Raw genomic sequence first — 14,149 nt, forward strand, 5'->3', positions numbered from 1 at the left:
CGACCCGACCACTAGGAAAGGACGCAGCATGAGTGCGCCGCAGATCGAAGACGTACTCGCGTTGAGCCCCCTGCAGGAGGGGTTGTTCTCCCTGTCGCGGATGGCCGGGGCCGAGATCGACCTCTACACAATGCAGTTCGTCGTGGACATCGACGGCCCACTGGACACCGCTCTGCTGCGCCGCAGCGCCCAGGCGATGCTCGACCGCCACCCGAATCTGCGGGCCGCGTTCTGGGACACCGATGTACCCAAGCCGGTGCAGATCATCCCGTCGCACGCCGAGCTGCCGTGGGCTGAACGTGACGCGGTGGCAGCGGAATTCGACTCCATCGCCGAGTCGGAGCGGCGGGTTCCGTTCACCCTGAGCCGGGGTCCTGCCCTGCGGATCCTGCTGCTGAACGTCACCGACGCCCCGCAGCCGCGCAAGCGGATGATCCTCACCGCCCACCACATCCTGATGGACGGCTGGGCGGTCGCGGTGTTCTTCACCGAACTGCTCGCCGTGTACCAGGCGGGCGGCAGTCTCGACGGGTTGCCCGCTCCGCGCCCGTACCGCGACTACATCGGCTGGCTCGGCGCCCAGGACCACGATGCCGCCGCGAGCCGCTGGGCCGAGTACCTGGGTCAGGTGAGTGCGCCGCTGGTGCTGGCCGACGGTACCGGTGCGCGCGATTCCTCGGTCCCCGAGACCACCCGACTCCACCTGTCCGCTGGCGAAACCGAAGCCTTGCAGCAGTGGGCGCGCGCCAACGGTATGACGCTCAATACCGCCGTGCAGTTCGCTTGGACGGTGCTGCTCGGCCGGATCACCGACCGCGCGGATGTCGTCTACGGCACCACCATCAGCGGCCGACCGGAGAAGCTGGCCGGTGTCGAGGGCATGGTCGGGCTGTTCATCAACACCGTTCCCGTCGTGCACCGGCTCGAGTCGACCGAACCCGTCGTCGCGCAATGCGCTCGGCTGCAACGTGATTCGTCGACGATGCGCGATATCGGCTACCTGAGCCTGTCGACCCTGCAGCGCGCGGCAGGTCACGGCGCCCTGTTCGACACCCTGTTCGTGTTCGAGAACGCCCCCATCGACGACGCGATCAAGACCGTCACCGCCGCCGACGGCGCCCAGTTCCGGCCCATCGAGATGGAAAGTCTCGCCCACTACCCGCTCACCGTGGTCTCGCACATGAGCGAAGGCGAACTGCTCGTCCTCGTCGAGGCGGTGCCCGCCCTGCTCGGCCACCTCGACCCCGCCGACGTCGGCGCCCGTCTGGTCACCGTCCTGCGCACCCTGCCCACCCTCGATGCCGGGGCGACCCTCGACGCCATCGACCTGCTCACGCCTGCCGAACGTGCCGAACTGGCCAGTGCTGCCGCAGATCTCGTGTCCGCGCCCTCTTCCACACCGTGGGGGCTGTTCGAGCAGCAGGTCGCCGCGACCCCGGACGCCACCGCCCTCACGACCACCTCGGGCGAACACTTCACCTACCGCGAGCTGTACGACAAGGCCTGCCGTCTGGGCGCCGAGTTCGCCGCCAACGGTGTCGGTCCGGAAACCGTTGTCGCCCTGATGCTTCCGCGCGGCACCGATGCGATCGTGGCCATTCTTGCCACGTTCGCCGCCGGTGCGGCCTACGTCCCGGTCGACATCAGTTTGCCCGTAGGACGCATCGAATCGATTCTGCGCCAGTCGAACCCGGTGCTCGCCGTCGTCCTCGGCAAGGATCGTCACCTGCTCGACGGGATCACGGGCTCCGGCGCCGCGGTGCTCACGTTGGACGATGCCGAGGTCGTCGACCGGATCGCGGGCCGCCCCGCGCAAGCCCCCGTCGTCCGCCGCGAACTCGACCACGCCGCCTACATCATCTTCACCTCCGGCTCCACCGGCGAGCCCAAGGGTGTCGTCGGCACGAACGCGGCGCTGGCCGGGTACTTCGCCGACCATCTCGACCGGTTCTACCGCCCGGCGATGGCGAAACTCGGCCGCCCGCTGCGCATCGCGCACGCCTGGTCGCTCGGGTTCGATGCTTCCTGGCAGCCGATGGTCGGCTTCTTCGCGGGCCAGGCCCTGCACCTTTTCGATGCCGACGAGATGCGCGACGCACACCGAATCGTCTCGGGCATGGCCGAATTCGACATCGACATGATCGACACGACCCCCTCGATGCTGGCCCAGCTGGCGGCGGCGGGCTTGCTCGATCGTGAGCTGTCCGTCCTCGCTCTCGGCGGTGAGGCCATCGATACCGCCCTGTGGGCACGTTTGCGCGCGCTCCCGGGGACGGCTGTGTACAACTGCTACGGGCCGACCGAGACGACCGTCGAAGCCGTGGTCGCCCCGGTCGCCACCTCGGAAATCCCGACGATCGGCACCGCCAACGGCGGGATGGTCGGCTACGTGCTCGACTCCCGGTTGCGCCCGGTTCCGCAGGGGATCGTCGGTGAGCTGTACCTGTCCGGCGTGCAGCTGGCCCGCGGCTACCTGGGTAAACCCGCCATCACCGCCGACCGGTTCGTCGCCGACCCGGCCCGCCCGGGACAGCGCATGTACCGCACCGGTGACCTCGTCCGCCGCCTGCCGGGTGGCCGCTTCGGTTACCTCGGCCGCGCCGACGCGCAGGTGAAGGTGCGCGGGTACCGGATCGAGGTCGGCGAGATCGAGACCGCGCTGCGCCGCTCGGCCGATATCGACACCGCCGCCGTCACCGTGGTCCGTCGTGCCGGTGGCGCGTCGCTGGTCGGCTTCGTCGTCGGCAAGGCCGGACGTGCCGTCGTGGTGAGCCGGGTGCGCGCCGACCTCGCGCAGCGCCTGCCCGCGTACATGATTCCCGCGCGCATCGTCGTCCTCGACCGGTTGCCGGTGAACGTCAACGGCAAACTCGACGGGCACGCGCTGAACGAGTTTGCCGAACAAGCGCTTTCATCGGCCGACAGCAATGCTGCCGCCGAGGCGCCGACCGAGATCGCCCTCAGCGAGGTCTTCGCCGAACTCTTCGACGGCCGCGCCCCCGGTATCGACGCCGACTTCTACGAACTCGGTGTCGACTCCATCGTCGCCATCTCCCTGGTGAACAAGGCCCGCCGCCGAGGCCTCGCCCTCAACCCGCGCATGGTCCTGGCCTGCCCGACCATCCGCGAACTCGCCGCCGCCGTCGACGACGCCCCCGCCGCCGCCCAGGCAGGCGCAGACTCCTACGGTGTGGTTCCGCCGCTGCCGGTGGTGTCGTGGATGTACGAGTACGGCAACTACCGCCGCTTCACCCAGACCGCCCTGCTCCGCCTGCCCGCCGGAATCGACCGTGCCGGACTGGAATCCACACTGCAAGCTTTGCTCGACGCGCACGACACCCTGCGTGCCGTGCTCACCGATACGCCCGACGGTCCGCGCCTGCTCACCCGCGCACCCGGTGTCGTTGCCGCGGGCGACGTGGTGATCGAAGCGCCGCGTGGACTCGCCGGTTCCGAACTGGATTCCGTCATCACGGAATTCGCGCGTATCGCCAACGATGCGATCGACCCGAGGTCGGGGGAGATGGTGCGCGCGGTGTGGTTCGCGGGTGCACCGGGCTCGTCGGAAGTCGACCAGAGCTCGGGTGACGCGAACAATTCCGGGGGCGACGCTGATGGCGATCCCGGCGACATCCTTTTGCTCGCGGTGCACCACCTGGCTGTCGACGTGGTGTCCTGGCACATCATGATCGACGGACTCGCCGCCGCCTGGCAGCAGATCCAGTCCGGCGTCACCCCGAAGATGCTCCCGGAGTTCACCTCCTACCGGCAGTGGTCCGAGGCCATGTGGCAGCGCGCCAGCACGCCGGAAGTGCTTGCCCAGCGCGACTATTGGGCGGCCCAGGTGCGCCGACCCGACGCGCCCCTCGGCGCCCGGCACCCCGCCCCCGCGTCCGACACCTGGTCGAGTCTGCGCGTGAACACCGTCGCCACCCCCGTCGAGGTGACCCAGCGCCTCCTCGACCGCATCGGCAAGGACGAGGGCGTCCGCGAATTCCTGCTCACCGCCCTCACCATGACCATGGCCTCGCTGCACGCGAACAACGGAAACGATCCAGCCGCAGGCGCTTTGATCGCCCTCGAGGGCCACGGCCGCGCCGACGCCGAACTCGGCACCGACACCGCCAACACCCTCGGCTGGTTCACCAGCGTGTTCCCCGTCCGCCTCGGCGTGGGGGAGCTGTGCGTGGATGTCGCACGAGCCCAAGCTGATCCGGCCTCCGCGCGGTCACTGCTCGACTCCGTCAACCGGCACCTTCGTGAAATCCCCAACCAGGGACTCGATTACGGCCTGCTCCGCTACGTCGACCGAGTCCCCGAACTCCGCAATGCCGCCGAACCGCAGGTGGAATTCAACTACCTCGGCCGAATCGACCTCAGTGGCAACGGCAATGATCCATGGTCGCTGCTCGTGGGAGACCACGACACCGCCCTCCCGCTCGATCCGGAACCCGACCTTCCCTTGCGGTACGCGGTAGACATCATCGCCGGCATCGGCACCACTCCCGAAGGCCCGGCTCTGACGACCAACTTCCGCTGGAGCACCGCCCTGTTCACGGAAACGCAGGCCGACCGGTTCGCCGAACTGTGGGCCCAGGCCGTACAAGCCCTGGCCGCTGCTCTCTGAACACCCGAACGCGGGCGGCCTCGGTTGCCCGCGTTCGGTGTTACCGCTGGTTAGTCTGGGTTTCGACCGTTTTCCATTCGACGCAGTTCCACTGTTTTTCGGAAGGAAGAGTATGAGTCCCGCCATCGGCGCCGTCGTCATTCCCGTCTCCGACCTGGAAGCCGCCAAAAAGGTCTATACGGCCCTCTACGGACAACCCCACACCGACCAGCCCTACTACGTCGGTTACAACGTCAACGGCTTCGAGATCAGCCTCAACCCCCAGGGCGACCGCGCCACCGGACCGGTCGCGATGACCGACGTCGACGACCTCGATGCCACCCGAAATGCCCTGCTCGCCGCAGGAGCCACCGAGAAATCGGGCCCGCAGACAGTTGCCCCCGACCTCCGCATCTGCACGCTGGCCGACCCCGACGGCAACCCCTTCGGCCTGCGCGGCAAGTAGGTCACCGACGCGCTTCGATGCCGTCGAGCACCTGCTCGAGGCCGGTGTCGAACTGCCAGCGCAGGTCGTCCTTGCGTCGTGCCTCGTGCACATAGCGCTCGAAGGTCGGATAGCGTCCGGTGCCGAGCAGCCAGGTCATCTGGGTGGACAGACCGGTGCGCGCCTGTGCGCCGGTGGTCCAGCCGCGATCGTCCATGAGCGCGCGTAGGCCGATCTCGGCACCGGTCGCACCCAGCACATACGCGAAAACCGTTCGCGCGGCCGCCATGGCCGTGTCGAGGTCGAGACCGAGGTCGTCGTGGAGCGCGGTCAGGGCGTGCTCGGTCAGGGCCATGCGGTTGGGTGTGAGTTCGTAGACGAGCTCCGGTGCGGTGAGCCGGGTGAGCCAGGGGTGCCGCAGGATCAGCGCCTGAAGGGCCGTCGCCAGGTCGCGCAGCGTCGCGCGCCAGCCGTCGCCGGCCGCGTATTCGACCTCGCCGTAGACGAGGTCGACCATCAGTTCCAGCACCTCGTCCTTGCTCGCCACATGCCGGTAGGCAGCCATCGGCGCCACCCCGAGCTCCGTGGCGAGCCGGCGCATCGTGATGGCGTCGAGCCCGTCGACGTCGGCCACCGCCACGGCAGTCTCGGCAATTCGCCTGGCGGACAACGGTTTACCGGTGTTCCGCTCGCCTTCTGTCAGTCGTTCCCAGAGAGAAGTCACGCCTGTCCCACTCCTGATGTGCACTTAGTACGCACGAGATGTGTACTTTGTATCTGTGAGCATACGCAGTACACATCTGCTGGTGGCGGGCGCCTTCGGTCCGGCCGTCTTCGTCCTCGGCTACCTGATCAACGGCGCACTCCAGGCCGGCTACGCCTCCTCCCACGACACCATCAGCGCCCTCAGCCTCGCCCCCCACGGCTGGATCCAGAACAGCAACTTCGTCGTGTACGGCATCCTGACGGTGCTCTTCGCCGAAGGGCTCCGCCGCACCGCGTCCCTGCGCACCGCCGGATACCTCGCCCTGCTGGTCGCCGCCGCCGGGCTGATCGTCATCGGATTCTTCCCCACCGACCCGGTACTCGGCTTCCCCGAAAGCGCACCGACGGTCGTCACCGCGACCGGCGGCATCCACAACCTCGGAGCCCTTGTCGTCTTCACGGCCTTCCCCGTGGCGGCCCTCACCACCGTCACCCGCCGTTCCCACCTGTGGTCGGTCTTCTCCATCGCCACCGCCGTGTTCTCGATAGCAGCGGTCGGAGCCTTCTTCGCCGCCGTGGAATCGACACCGGCCGGCGCCCAATCGTCGGCCGGTTTCTATGAACGCCTCCCGACGCTGTTCATCGGCCTCTGGCAACTCGTCTTCGTCTACCGAGCCCTCACAAGAAATAGATAACGTGCCGTTCATCGGGAGACGACGTGGCGACCGGTCGGGTGCGAACCTACCGTCCCGGAACGGGTCGCATTCATGCACACAGCGTGGGCCCACACCGGTTACTCGAGGAGTCCCTATGCCCCAGATCGCGTCACGTCTGTCCGTGGTCATCGCCGCGGTTGCCATGATCACAGCCGGCGGCGGTAGTGCGGCCGCCGCACCGCAGACAGGTGAAATGACCCTCACCTTCGTCCGCCACGCCGAATCGGCCGGCAACGCATCAGGCCTGATCGACACGTCCGTCCCCGGACCCGACCTCACCGAAAAGGGCTGGGAGCAAGCCGCCGCGGCCGCGCTGCGCCTGGCCGACTGCAAGTTCGACGGTGTCTACGCCTCGACAATGGTGCGGACACAGCAGACCGCACTGCCCACCTCGGAACTGTGCGACCGCCCCGTTGTCGTCGAGGAGGGCTTCCACGAAATCGAAGCCGGAATCTACGAAGGCACACCCGAGAAGGACGCGATGGCGAACTACTTCGCCGCACCGGTCCAGTGGATGCAGGGCAACCTCGACGCTCGCATCCCCGGCTCGATCAACGGCCACGAATTCAAAAAGCGCATGGACGACTCGATCCAGGACATCCAGGACCGCGGCAACAAGCGCGCCACGATCTTCTCCCACGGCGGCTCCATCATGGTCTGGACCCTCATGACCGTCAGCAACCCCGACATGACCAAACTCCAGTCCGACCCCATCCGCAACACCGGCCGCGTAATCGTCAAGGGCAGCCCCGCGAAGGGCTGGAAACTCGTCACCTGGGACGGCACCCCCGCCGCCTGACCGAGGCGGCCGGTGCGGCTTCTCCTGGCTGATTCTCAGCGGGCAGGCGAGCCGACGATGATGCTGCCGACGTTGCACTCCTCGAGTTCGTCGATGCCGGTGGCGGTGGCGAAGGCGGAGGTGTCGGAGAAGCCCTGGGCGACTACACCGAGGTTCATGGCGGTGGCCGAGAGGTAGACGGTCTGCATGAAGACGCCGACGTGCTTGAGGATGTTGGCGTAGGCGACCTGTTCGTAGCTCCACATCACCCGGCCCGCGCGGGCCGAAACCAGCAGGACCACTTGGGGTTCCGCGCCACCGGCCAGGGTGGCCGAGGTGGACTTCACGAGTTTCTGGACGGCGGGGGAGTCGAAGGGGGCTACCTGACGCAGGGCGTGGTCGACCGAATCGTAGTGGTACAGCCCGCTTTCCAGGCCTGCCACATTGCGCACCACGGGGTAGACCTCGAGCTCGTAGGCACCGCCGCCGGAGGGGTAGGGGCGGGAGCCGTCCTCGCGGGTGCGGGCGCTGCGGAAGAGCAGTTCGCCCAGCTGGGCGGTGGTGACGGGGGCGCTGTCGTCGAAGGCGCGGGTGGAGACGCGGTCCTCGAGGGCGGCCGACAGGCTCGGGTCGCCGACACGAAGCGCGACCAGGTCGGGCTTGGGCAGGAAGATCGGGTCACCGGCGAAAGCTGCCCGGCGAGCGGGTAATTCGGGGAACTTGCCCTCGGCCCAGCGGGTCGGCCCGAAATCGTCCCAGGTGACCGTGCGGGCGCCGAGCGTGCTGCGCCGGTGGAACCACAGGTCGGGCGCGTTCCAGGAACGGGTGGTGAACTCGTGCTCCTCCTCGTCACCGTCGACGAGGAACCCGCACCACTGCAGGTCCGCCATGAACTGTGTCTTCACCGCGGCGGCCACCGGCGAGTCGGCGGCGAGCGGACCGTCGAGCAGCGCGAGCAGGCGCGGATCGTGGATGCGCAGATCGCACCACGAGCGCGGATGCTCGAGCACGAAACCCTGTGCGTCGCGGTGCAGCACGGCGAACTTCGACAGCGTGGCCGACCAGGTCGGCAGCGCGACCTCGGGCCGGGGCGCGGGCTGGGCGAACGGGCGGATGCTGTAGAGATCGCGGCCGCCGTCGCGCACGGTCACCGCGAGCCAGCCGCCGTCGGTGAGCTTGCGCATCAGGCCGGTGATGTCGTCACCGGCGGCCGCGGTCGCCATCTCGGCAGCGGTCGCCGGGCCCTGGTTCAGGGTTTTCAGTGCCTGCAGTGCCCCCGCGCCCAGACCGGTCAGCTTCTCGTTGCGCGGCGGATTGAGCAGCACCGCACCGGCCGGCGTGGTCAAACAGGTGACACCTGCGCGGAGGGCGAACCGAGTCTGGGCGGGATACGGGGAGGCAAGCACGGTGAATCCTCGAGTTGTGGGTGGAGCTTATTTCGCGGCGGCGGCGAACGCGGGTTCGAGTTTGTCGAGCATGTAGGGCACCGACAGGGCGCTCGGCTGGTTGATCGCGCTGATCTCCTGCGTGGTCAGGAACACCACCGAACCCTTGCGCACCGACGGCAGCTCCGCGTAACCCGGCAGCTGCCGGTACTTCTCGTCGAGACCGGGGGAGTAGCCGGCCAGCAGCAGATCGGCGGTGAGCTCGTCGACGCGCTCCGGCGACAGCGCCAGCCGGCCCTGGTTGGCGGGCTGCGCGGTGAGGTTCGCCGGGATCGACATGCCGAGCTGGGTGAACACCTTGGCCGAACCGTCGTTGGGATCGGTGAGCACCATCAGCTGGGCGGGGCTGGCCAGCCAGGTGCTGGCGAAGGTCTTGCCCTTCAGGCCCGGGTTGGCGGTGGTGATGGCGGCGATCTTGTCGTCGACCTTCTTGATCGTCGCGGTCGCGTCGGACTCCTTGTGCAGCACCTTGCCGAGGGCCGTGACCTGGTCCTGCCACGGCGTCACGGCGTCCTTGGTGAGCGCGGGAATGGTCGGCGCCACCTTCGACAGGTCGTCGTAGGTCTTCTGATCGGCGATGAACGGGTCGGCCAGGATCAGATCGGGTTCCAGCGCGGCGACCTGCTCGGCGACGCTGCCCTGGGTGTTGAGCGCGGTCGCGGACTTCAGGCTGTCGGGCGTCCACGGCGGGGTGCTCTTGGACAGCGCGGAGACGTTGTCGATGTAGCCGACGGGCACCACGCCGAGCGCCAGCGTGGAATCGAGCCACTGATTGCCGAGGGCGACAATCTTTTTCGGCGTCCCGGTGACGGTGGTCTCGCCGCGGGCGTGGGTGATGGTCACCGCTTCGCCCGAGCCCGACTCGTCCTCGGTGGAACCACAGGCGACGACACCGAAGGCGAGCGCACCGGCGAGCGCGGCCACCGCGGCGCGCCGCCAGCCGCGTGAAGTCCGAACTGACGTCATGAGCGCATCCTCCATCGAGCAGGTTTAGGTCAGCCTAGGCTAACCTACGGCGAATCGGGAGGGTGCAAGCCCCGTCTACAGGGCGACGCGCTGGTCGGCGGGCATGAACAGCTTGTCGCCTTCCTTCACATCGAAGGTCGTGTAGAACTCGTTGATATTGCGCACCACCTGGTTGCAGCGGAATTCGTTGGGGGAGTGGGTGTCCTGCAGACCCTGCAGAGTCGCCTCGACGGTCTGCTTGTCGCGCCACTGCCGCGCCCACGACAGGAACACCGAGCGGAAATCGGGCGTCTCGCCGGACCGCTGCGCCACCTTCTTGTACGCCTCCAGCGCGATCTGCAGGCCGCGCAGGTCGGCCAGGTTCTCACCGACGGTCAGCGCGCCGTTCACGTGCTGCCCCTCCGGTGCGCCCTCGGGGACGAGCACGTCGTACTGCGCGATGATCTGCTGGGTCTTGGCGTCGAACGCGGCGCGATCCTCCGGCTGCCACCAGTCGCGGCGGTTGCCGTCACCGTCGTATTTGGAGCCCTGATCGTCGAAGCCGTGGCCGATCTCGTGGCTGATCGTCGAGCCGACCGCGCCGTAGTTCACCGCGTCGGTGGCGTCCTTGTCGAAGAACGGCGGCTGCAGGTAGGCGGCGGGGAAGACGATCTGGTTGGTCGTCGCGCTGTAGTAGGCATTCACCGTCTGCGGCGACATGCCCCACTCCGAGCGGTCTACCTCGGTGCCGAGCCGGGCGAACGCGCGCTTGGACTCGAAAGCGTTGATCGCGAGCAGGGATTCGATCAGCTTGCCACGCTTGATCTCCACCGAGGAGTAGTCGACCCATTTGTCGGGGTAGCCGATCTGCGCCACGATCTTGTCCAGTTTGGCGATCGAGGCCTGCCGTGTGGCCTGCGACATCCAGGTGGAATCGGTGAAGTTATCGCGCCACGCGGCGGTGACATCGGCGACCATCTCCTTGGCGCGTTCCTTCGCCGAGGGCGGAAAGTGCTTGTCCACGTACAGCTTTCCGAGCGGCTCGCCCAGATTGTCGTCGACGACGCCCACGGCGGAGCGCCACATCTCCGGTTTCTCCTCCAGCCCGGCCATCACCCGCCCCACGAATTCGAAGCGCGCGTCGGCGATCGCCTTGGGCAGGAACCGCGCGTAGGTGTCGGCGACGTGCAGCTTGAGGTAGTCGCGCCACAGGGCGATATCCACCCCGCTCCACAGTTGCGCGGCCGCGGTGACGAACGACGGCTGCCCGACGACCATCTTGTCGAACAGCGACTTGGGCCGGTCGGTCATGCCCGAAAGCCAGGGATCCCAGTCGAACTGCGGTCCGAGCTTGGTGAGCTCGTCCCAGCTCATCAGGTTGTAGGTGGCGTCGGTGTCGCGCAGCCGCACGCTGTCCCAGTGCGCGGCGGCGATGCGCTTCTCCAGGTCGAGCACGCGCTGGGCCACCCCGGCCGGGTCGGGCAGGCCGATGCCCTGCGCCAGTTTCTCCAGGTACACCTGGTAGCCCGCCAGCTGCTCGGCGAACTCCGGCTTGCGGTAATACTGCTCGCCGAGCATCAGACCCGACTGGCCGACGCTGGGGATATAGGCCTTGGAGTTCTTCCGGTCGATACCGATGCCCATTCCGATCAGGCCGGCGATCGGTGCGATCGCCATCTCCTTGGCCAGCTCCGGCTTGCCCGGGGCTTTGTCGATCGCGGCGAACAACCCGGAAAGCGGCGTGATGCCGAGGCGCTCGATCTCGTCGAGATCCAGGCGCGCGTCGTAGAGATCCTTGATCTGCTGCGCCTCCGAACCCGGCTCGGGATCGGAGATGGATTCGATGATCGCGCGCAGCTGATCGAGGGTCCGGTCGTTGGCGTCGGTGATCGCGCCGACCGAGGCCTTGTCCGGCGGCAGCTGGTAGTCGCGCAGCCAGGCGCCGTTGACGTGGCGGTACAGGTCGTCCTGCGGGCGGATAGTCGGATCGCCCCCGCTCAGATCCACCCCGTTCAACTGCGCCGCGGGCGCATCGGACGAGCACGATGCCAGGGCGACGGCCACCGGCACCAACCCCATGGCGGCCAGGAATGCGCGGCGGTCGACAACCGACGGACGGCCGGACTGTGTCACAGGACTTCCTTCCCCGATGCGGCAACCGCACCCATGCTCGTTGCGATCCAGCTCGCACAGGCTACCGGCGCGGCTGCCGTCTCGGGGGCTGCGGCGATCAGGAAGAGCTGCCCGCGCTGCCGGTCGCCAGGTCACAGGCCAAACCACTGCCCGCGTTGATGATTCGCATGACCGTCGGCACGCGCTTGGAGACCAGCGGCATGCCGGTGGCGTGCAGCAGCGCCGTCAACTGCACCTCGACCTCGGATTCCACGTGGTAGAACGCGGTGGCCTTGGCGACGGTGACGCCGCCGACGGTGACCTCGAGGTCGACGGTGTCGCTGGCGAAAAACTTGCCGTTGGCGACGAAGTCGACCTGGGCGCCGACGTAGTCGTCGAGGCCGACGACGTCGATCTTCGAGGTGCAGCCGACCGTGAGGGTGTCGGTGAGCATGTCGATGACGGGCCCGGCGGCGGCCTGCGGCGCGAGCACCGTGAGGACGGCGGCGAAGGCGGTTGACGCAAAGGTGAGTTTCATGGGTGGCTCCTCGTCGGCTCGTCCCCGCGACGAGCAGGGGGACCGTAACAACGGGGCACACGCGCGCACGGCAGTTTGAAACATATTCGCTTCAAATTGGCCGACGACCCCCGATTTGGGTCGACCTGGGGATTCACCTACACTAGACCGGTTGCCTGCGGGAGCTCTGCCCTCGCAATCCGGCCGTGAACCCCCAGTGGTGGACAAAACCGCTGGCAGGCGCGCGTCTGGTGGGTGACTGACCATGTGCGTCGGGTCGGCAATCCGGCGTACGTATACATCCAGGTCCAGGAGGTGCTGAAGTGATTCAGCAGGAGTCGCGACTGCGCGTCGCCGACAACACCGGGGCGAAGGAAATCCTTTGCATCCGCGTGCTCGGTGGCTCGTCGCGTCGCTATGCCGGTATCGGTGACATCATCGTCGCCACCGTCAAGGACGCCATCCCCGGCGCGAACGTCAAGAAGGGCGACGTCGTCAAGGCTGTCGTCGTGCGCACCGTCAAGGAGCGCCGCCGTCCGGACGGTTCCTACATCAAGTTCGACGAGAACGCCGCTGTGCTGATCAAGGCGGACAACGATCCGCGCGGCACCCGCATCTTCGGCCCCGTCGGCCGCGAGCTGCGCGACAAGCGTTTCATGAAGATCGTTTCGCTGGCCCCGGAGGTGCTCTGACATGAAGGTGCACAAGGGTGACACCGTGCTCGTCATCTCGGGCAAGGACAAGGGCGCCAAGGGCAAGGTCATCCAGGCCTACCCGGCGACCGGCAAGGTTCTCGTCGAAGGCGTGAACCGCATCAAGAAGCACGTCGCGGATTCCGCCAACCAGCGTGGCGCCTCCTCGGGTGGCATCGTGACCCAGGAAGCCCCCATCCAGGTTTCCAACGTGATGGTCGTCGACTCCGACGGAAACCCGACTCGCGTCGGCTACCGCACCGACGAAACCACCGGCAAGCGGGTTCGGATCTCCCGTAAGAACGGGAAGGACATCTGACATGACCACCTCTGAGCAGACTCAGCCCCGGCTGAAGGCGCGCTACCGCGCCGAGATCAAGGACGCGCTGGCCAGCGAGTTCGACTACGCCAACGTGATGCAGATCCCAGGCGTCGTCAAGGTCGTCGTCAACATGGGTGTCGGCGACGCCGCCCGTGACGCGAAGCTGATCAACGGTGCCGTCAAGGACCTCGAGCTGATCACCGGCCAGAAGCCGGAGATCCGCAAGGCCACCAAGTCGATCGCGCAGTTCAAGCTCCGTGAGGGCATGCCGATCGGCGCCAAGGTCACCCTTCGTGGCGACCGCATGTGGGAGTTCCTGGACCGCCTGGTGTCCATCGCGCTGCCCCGTATCCGCGACTTCCGCGGCCTGTCGCCGAAGCAGTTCGACGGCAACGGCAACTACACGTTCGGCCTGAGCGAGCAGTCGATGTTCCACGAGATCGACGTGGATTCCATCGACCGCCCGCGCGGTATGGACATCACCGTGGTGACCACGGCGACCAACAACGAAGAAGGCCGCGCGCTGCTGAAGCACCTCGGCTTCCCGTTCAAGGAGAACTGAGCACATGGCTAAGAAAGCACTGCGCATCAAGGCGGAGGCCAAGCCGAAGTTCGCCGTCCGCGCCTACACCCGCTGCCAGCGTTGCGGCCGCCCCCACGCGGTCTACCGCAAGTTCGGCCTGTGCCGCGTGTGCCTGCGCGAAATGGCCCACCGCGGTGAGCTCCCGGGCGTGCACAAGAGCTCCTGGTGACCCCGCGCTCCTCGTGAGCGCAGCCACCTAAGCGAATACCGTACGAAGGCACGGACTTCCCACCGAAGTCCGTGCCTTCGCGCGTTCCCGGGCCGGAGCCTTGTCCCGGGTTGT

13 protein-coding genes are annotated in these 14,149 nt (G+C 67.5%); 8 read left to right on the forward strand and 5 right to left on the reverse strand.

Translation table 11 applies throughout. The annotated features are described in order from the left end of the window. Positions 1-28 precede the first annotated feature (28 nt). Together ACWEVR_RS00775 and ACWEVR_RS00780 are read left to right on the forward strand one after the other, a co-directional pair. The gene (locus ACWEVR_RS00775; protein WP_452465283.1) at positions 29-4,627 is read left to right on the forward strand and encodes an amino acid adenylation domain-containing protein; all 4,599 of its coding nucleotides are present in this window, start codon (positions 29-31) and stop codon (positions 4,625-4,627) included. A gap of 112 nt (positions 4,628-4,739) precedes the next feature. Continuing rightward, positions 4,740-5,072 (forward strand): VOC family protein, encoded by a 333-nt coding sequence (locus ACWEVR_RS00780; RefSeq protein ID WP_067491115.1) that lies wholly within the window; start codon positions 4,740-4,742, stop codon positions 5,070-5,072. Between the two features lies 1 nt (position 5,073). Here the strand turns inward: ACWEVR_RS00780 and ACWEVR_RS00785 are convergent, their stop codons facing one another. Next, positions 5,074-5,775 (reverse strand): TetR/AcrR family transcriptional regulator, encoded by a 702-nt coding sequence (locus ACWEVR_RS00785; RefSeq protein ID WP_452465285.1) that lies wholly within the window; start codon positions 5,773-5,775, stop codon positions 5,074-5,076. A gap of 55 nt (positions 5,776-5,830) precedes the next feature. Here ACWEVR_RS00785 and ACWEVR_RS00790 point away from each other — a divergent pair, with 55 nt between their 5' ends. Further along, complete coding sequence (locus ACWEVR_RS00790; RefSeq protein WP_452465286.1) at positions 5,831-6,451, forward strand: DUF998 domain-containing protein; 621 nt, start codon at positions 5,831-5,833, stop codon at positions 6,449-6,451. Between the two features lie 115 nt (positions 6,452-6,566). After that, on the forward strand, positions 6,567-7,271 hold the full coding sequence (locus ACWEVR_RS00795) for a histidine phosphatase family protein (protein WP_452465288.1): 705 nt from the start codon (positions 6,567-6,569) through the stop codon (positions 7,269-7,271). Between the two features lie 35 nt (positions 7,272-7,306). Here ACWEVR_RS00795 and ACWEVR_RS00800 read toward each other — a convergent pair whose 3' ends face one another. From ACWEVR_RS00800 to ACWEVR_RS00815, 4 genes are all read right to left on the reverse strand, one after another. Continuing rightward, positions 7,307-8,656 (reverse strand): SagB family peptide dehydrogenase, encoded by a 1,350-nt coding sequence (locus tag ACWEVR_RS00800; RefSeq protein WP_452465289.1) that lies wholly within the window; start codon positions 8,654-8,656, stop codon positions 7,307-7,309. 27 nt (positions 8,657-8,683) lie between these two features. Then, positions 8,684-9,661 carry an ABC transporter substrate-binding protein gene (locus ACWEVR_RS00805; RefSeq protein WP_452465290.1) on the reverse strand — a complete coding sequence of 326 codons (978 nt, stop codon included), beginning with the start codon at positions 9,659-9,661 and terminating at the stop codon, positions 8,684-8,686. Positions 9,662-9,736: 75 nt separating this feature from the next. Further along, complete coding sequence (locus tag ACWEVR_RS00810) at positions 9,737-11,773, reverse strand: M13 family metallopeptidase (RefSeq protein ID WP_452465291.1); 2,037 nt, start codon at positions 11,771-11,773, stop codon at positions 9,737-9,739. Positions 11,774-11,870: 97 nt separating this feature from the next. After that, on the reverse strand, positions 11,871-12,290 hold the full coding sequence (locus ACWEVR_RS00815) for a hypothetical protein (RefSeq protein WP_452465292.1): 420 nt from the start codon (positions 12,288-12,290) through the stop codon (positions 11,871-11,873). A 302-nt stretch (positions 12,291-12,592) separates the two neighbouring features. Between ACWEVR_RS00815 and rplN the strand changes: the two genes are divergently transcribed. From rplN to ACWEVR_RS00835, 4 genes are read left to right on the forward strand one after another with little or no spacing between them, the layout of a single operon-like run. Further along, a complete protein-coding gene (gene rplN, locus ACWEVR_RS00820) occupies positions 12,593-12,961 on the forward strand; it encodes a 50S ribosomal protein L14 (RefSeq protein ID WP_019045060.1) in 369 nt (122 codons plus the stop codon). 1 nt (position 12,962) lies between these two features. Continuing rightward, positions 12,963-13,280 carry a 50S ribosomal protein L24 gene (gene rplX / locus ACWEVR_RS00825; RefSeq protein WP_067491085.1) on the forward strand — a complete coding sequence of 106 codons (318 nt, stop codon included), beginning with the start codon at positions 12,963-12,965 and terminating at the stop codon, positions 13,278-13,280. 1 nt (position 13,281) lies between these two features. Further along, positions 13,282-13,845, forward strand: coding sequence for a 50S ribosomal protein L5 (rplE, locus tag ACWEVR_RS00830; protein ID WP_189030457.1), 564 nt, complete (start codon positions 13,282-13,284; stop codon positions 13,843-13,845). A 4-nt stretch (positions 13,846-13,849) separates the two neighbouring features. Beyond that, positions 13,850-14,035: a type Z 30S ribosomal protein S14 gene (locus ACWEVR_RS00835; protein WP_040731429.1), complete on the forward strand. Its 186-nt coding sequence runs from the start codon at positions 13,850-13,852 to the stop codon at positions 14,033-14,035. Positions 14,036-14,149: the final 114 nt, after the last annotated feature.

The sequence above is a fragment of the Nocardia sp. NPDC003979 genome (genome assembly GCF_053605015.1).

Bases quoted from the DNA above. Each gene is read 5' to 3' on its own strand.
- ACWEVR_RS00805 (WP_452465290.1), bottom strand. From the start codon at position 9,661: ATGACGTCAGTTCGGACTTCACGCGGCTGGCGGCGCGCCGCGGTGGCC.
- ACWEVR_RS00815 (WP_452465292.1), bottom strand. From the start codon at position 12,290: ATGAAACTCACCTTTGCGTCAACCGCCTTCGCCGCCGTCCTCACGGTG.
- ACWEVR_RS00775 (WP_452465283.1), top strand. From the start codon at position 29: ATGAGTGCGCCGCAGATCGAAGACGTACTCGCGTTGAGCCCCCTGCAG.
- rplE (WP_189030457.1), top strand. From the start codon at position 13,282: ATGACCACCTCTGAGCAGACTCAGCCCCGGCTGAAGGCGCGCTACCGC.
- rplX (WP_067491085.1), top strand. From the start codon at position 12,963: ATGAAGGTGCACAAGGGTGACACCGTGCTCGTCATCTCGGGCAAGGAC.
- ACWEVR_RS00835 (WP_040731429.1), top strand. From the start codon at position 13,850: ATGGCTAAGAAAGCACTGCGCATCAAGGCGGAGGCCAAGCCGAAGTTC.
- ACWEVR_RS00780 (WP_067491115.1), top strand. From the start codon at position 4,740: ATGAGTCCCGCCATCGGCGCCGTCGTCATTCCCGTCTCCGACCTGGAA.
- ACWEVR_RS00795 (WP_452465288.1), top strand. From the start codon at position 6,567: ATGCCCCAGATCGCGTCACGTCTGTCCGTGGTCATCGCCGCGGTTGCC.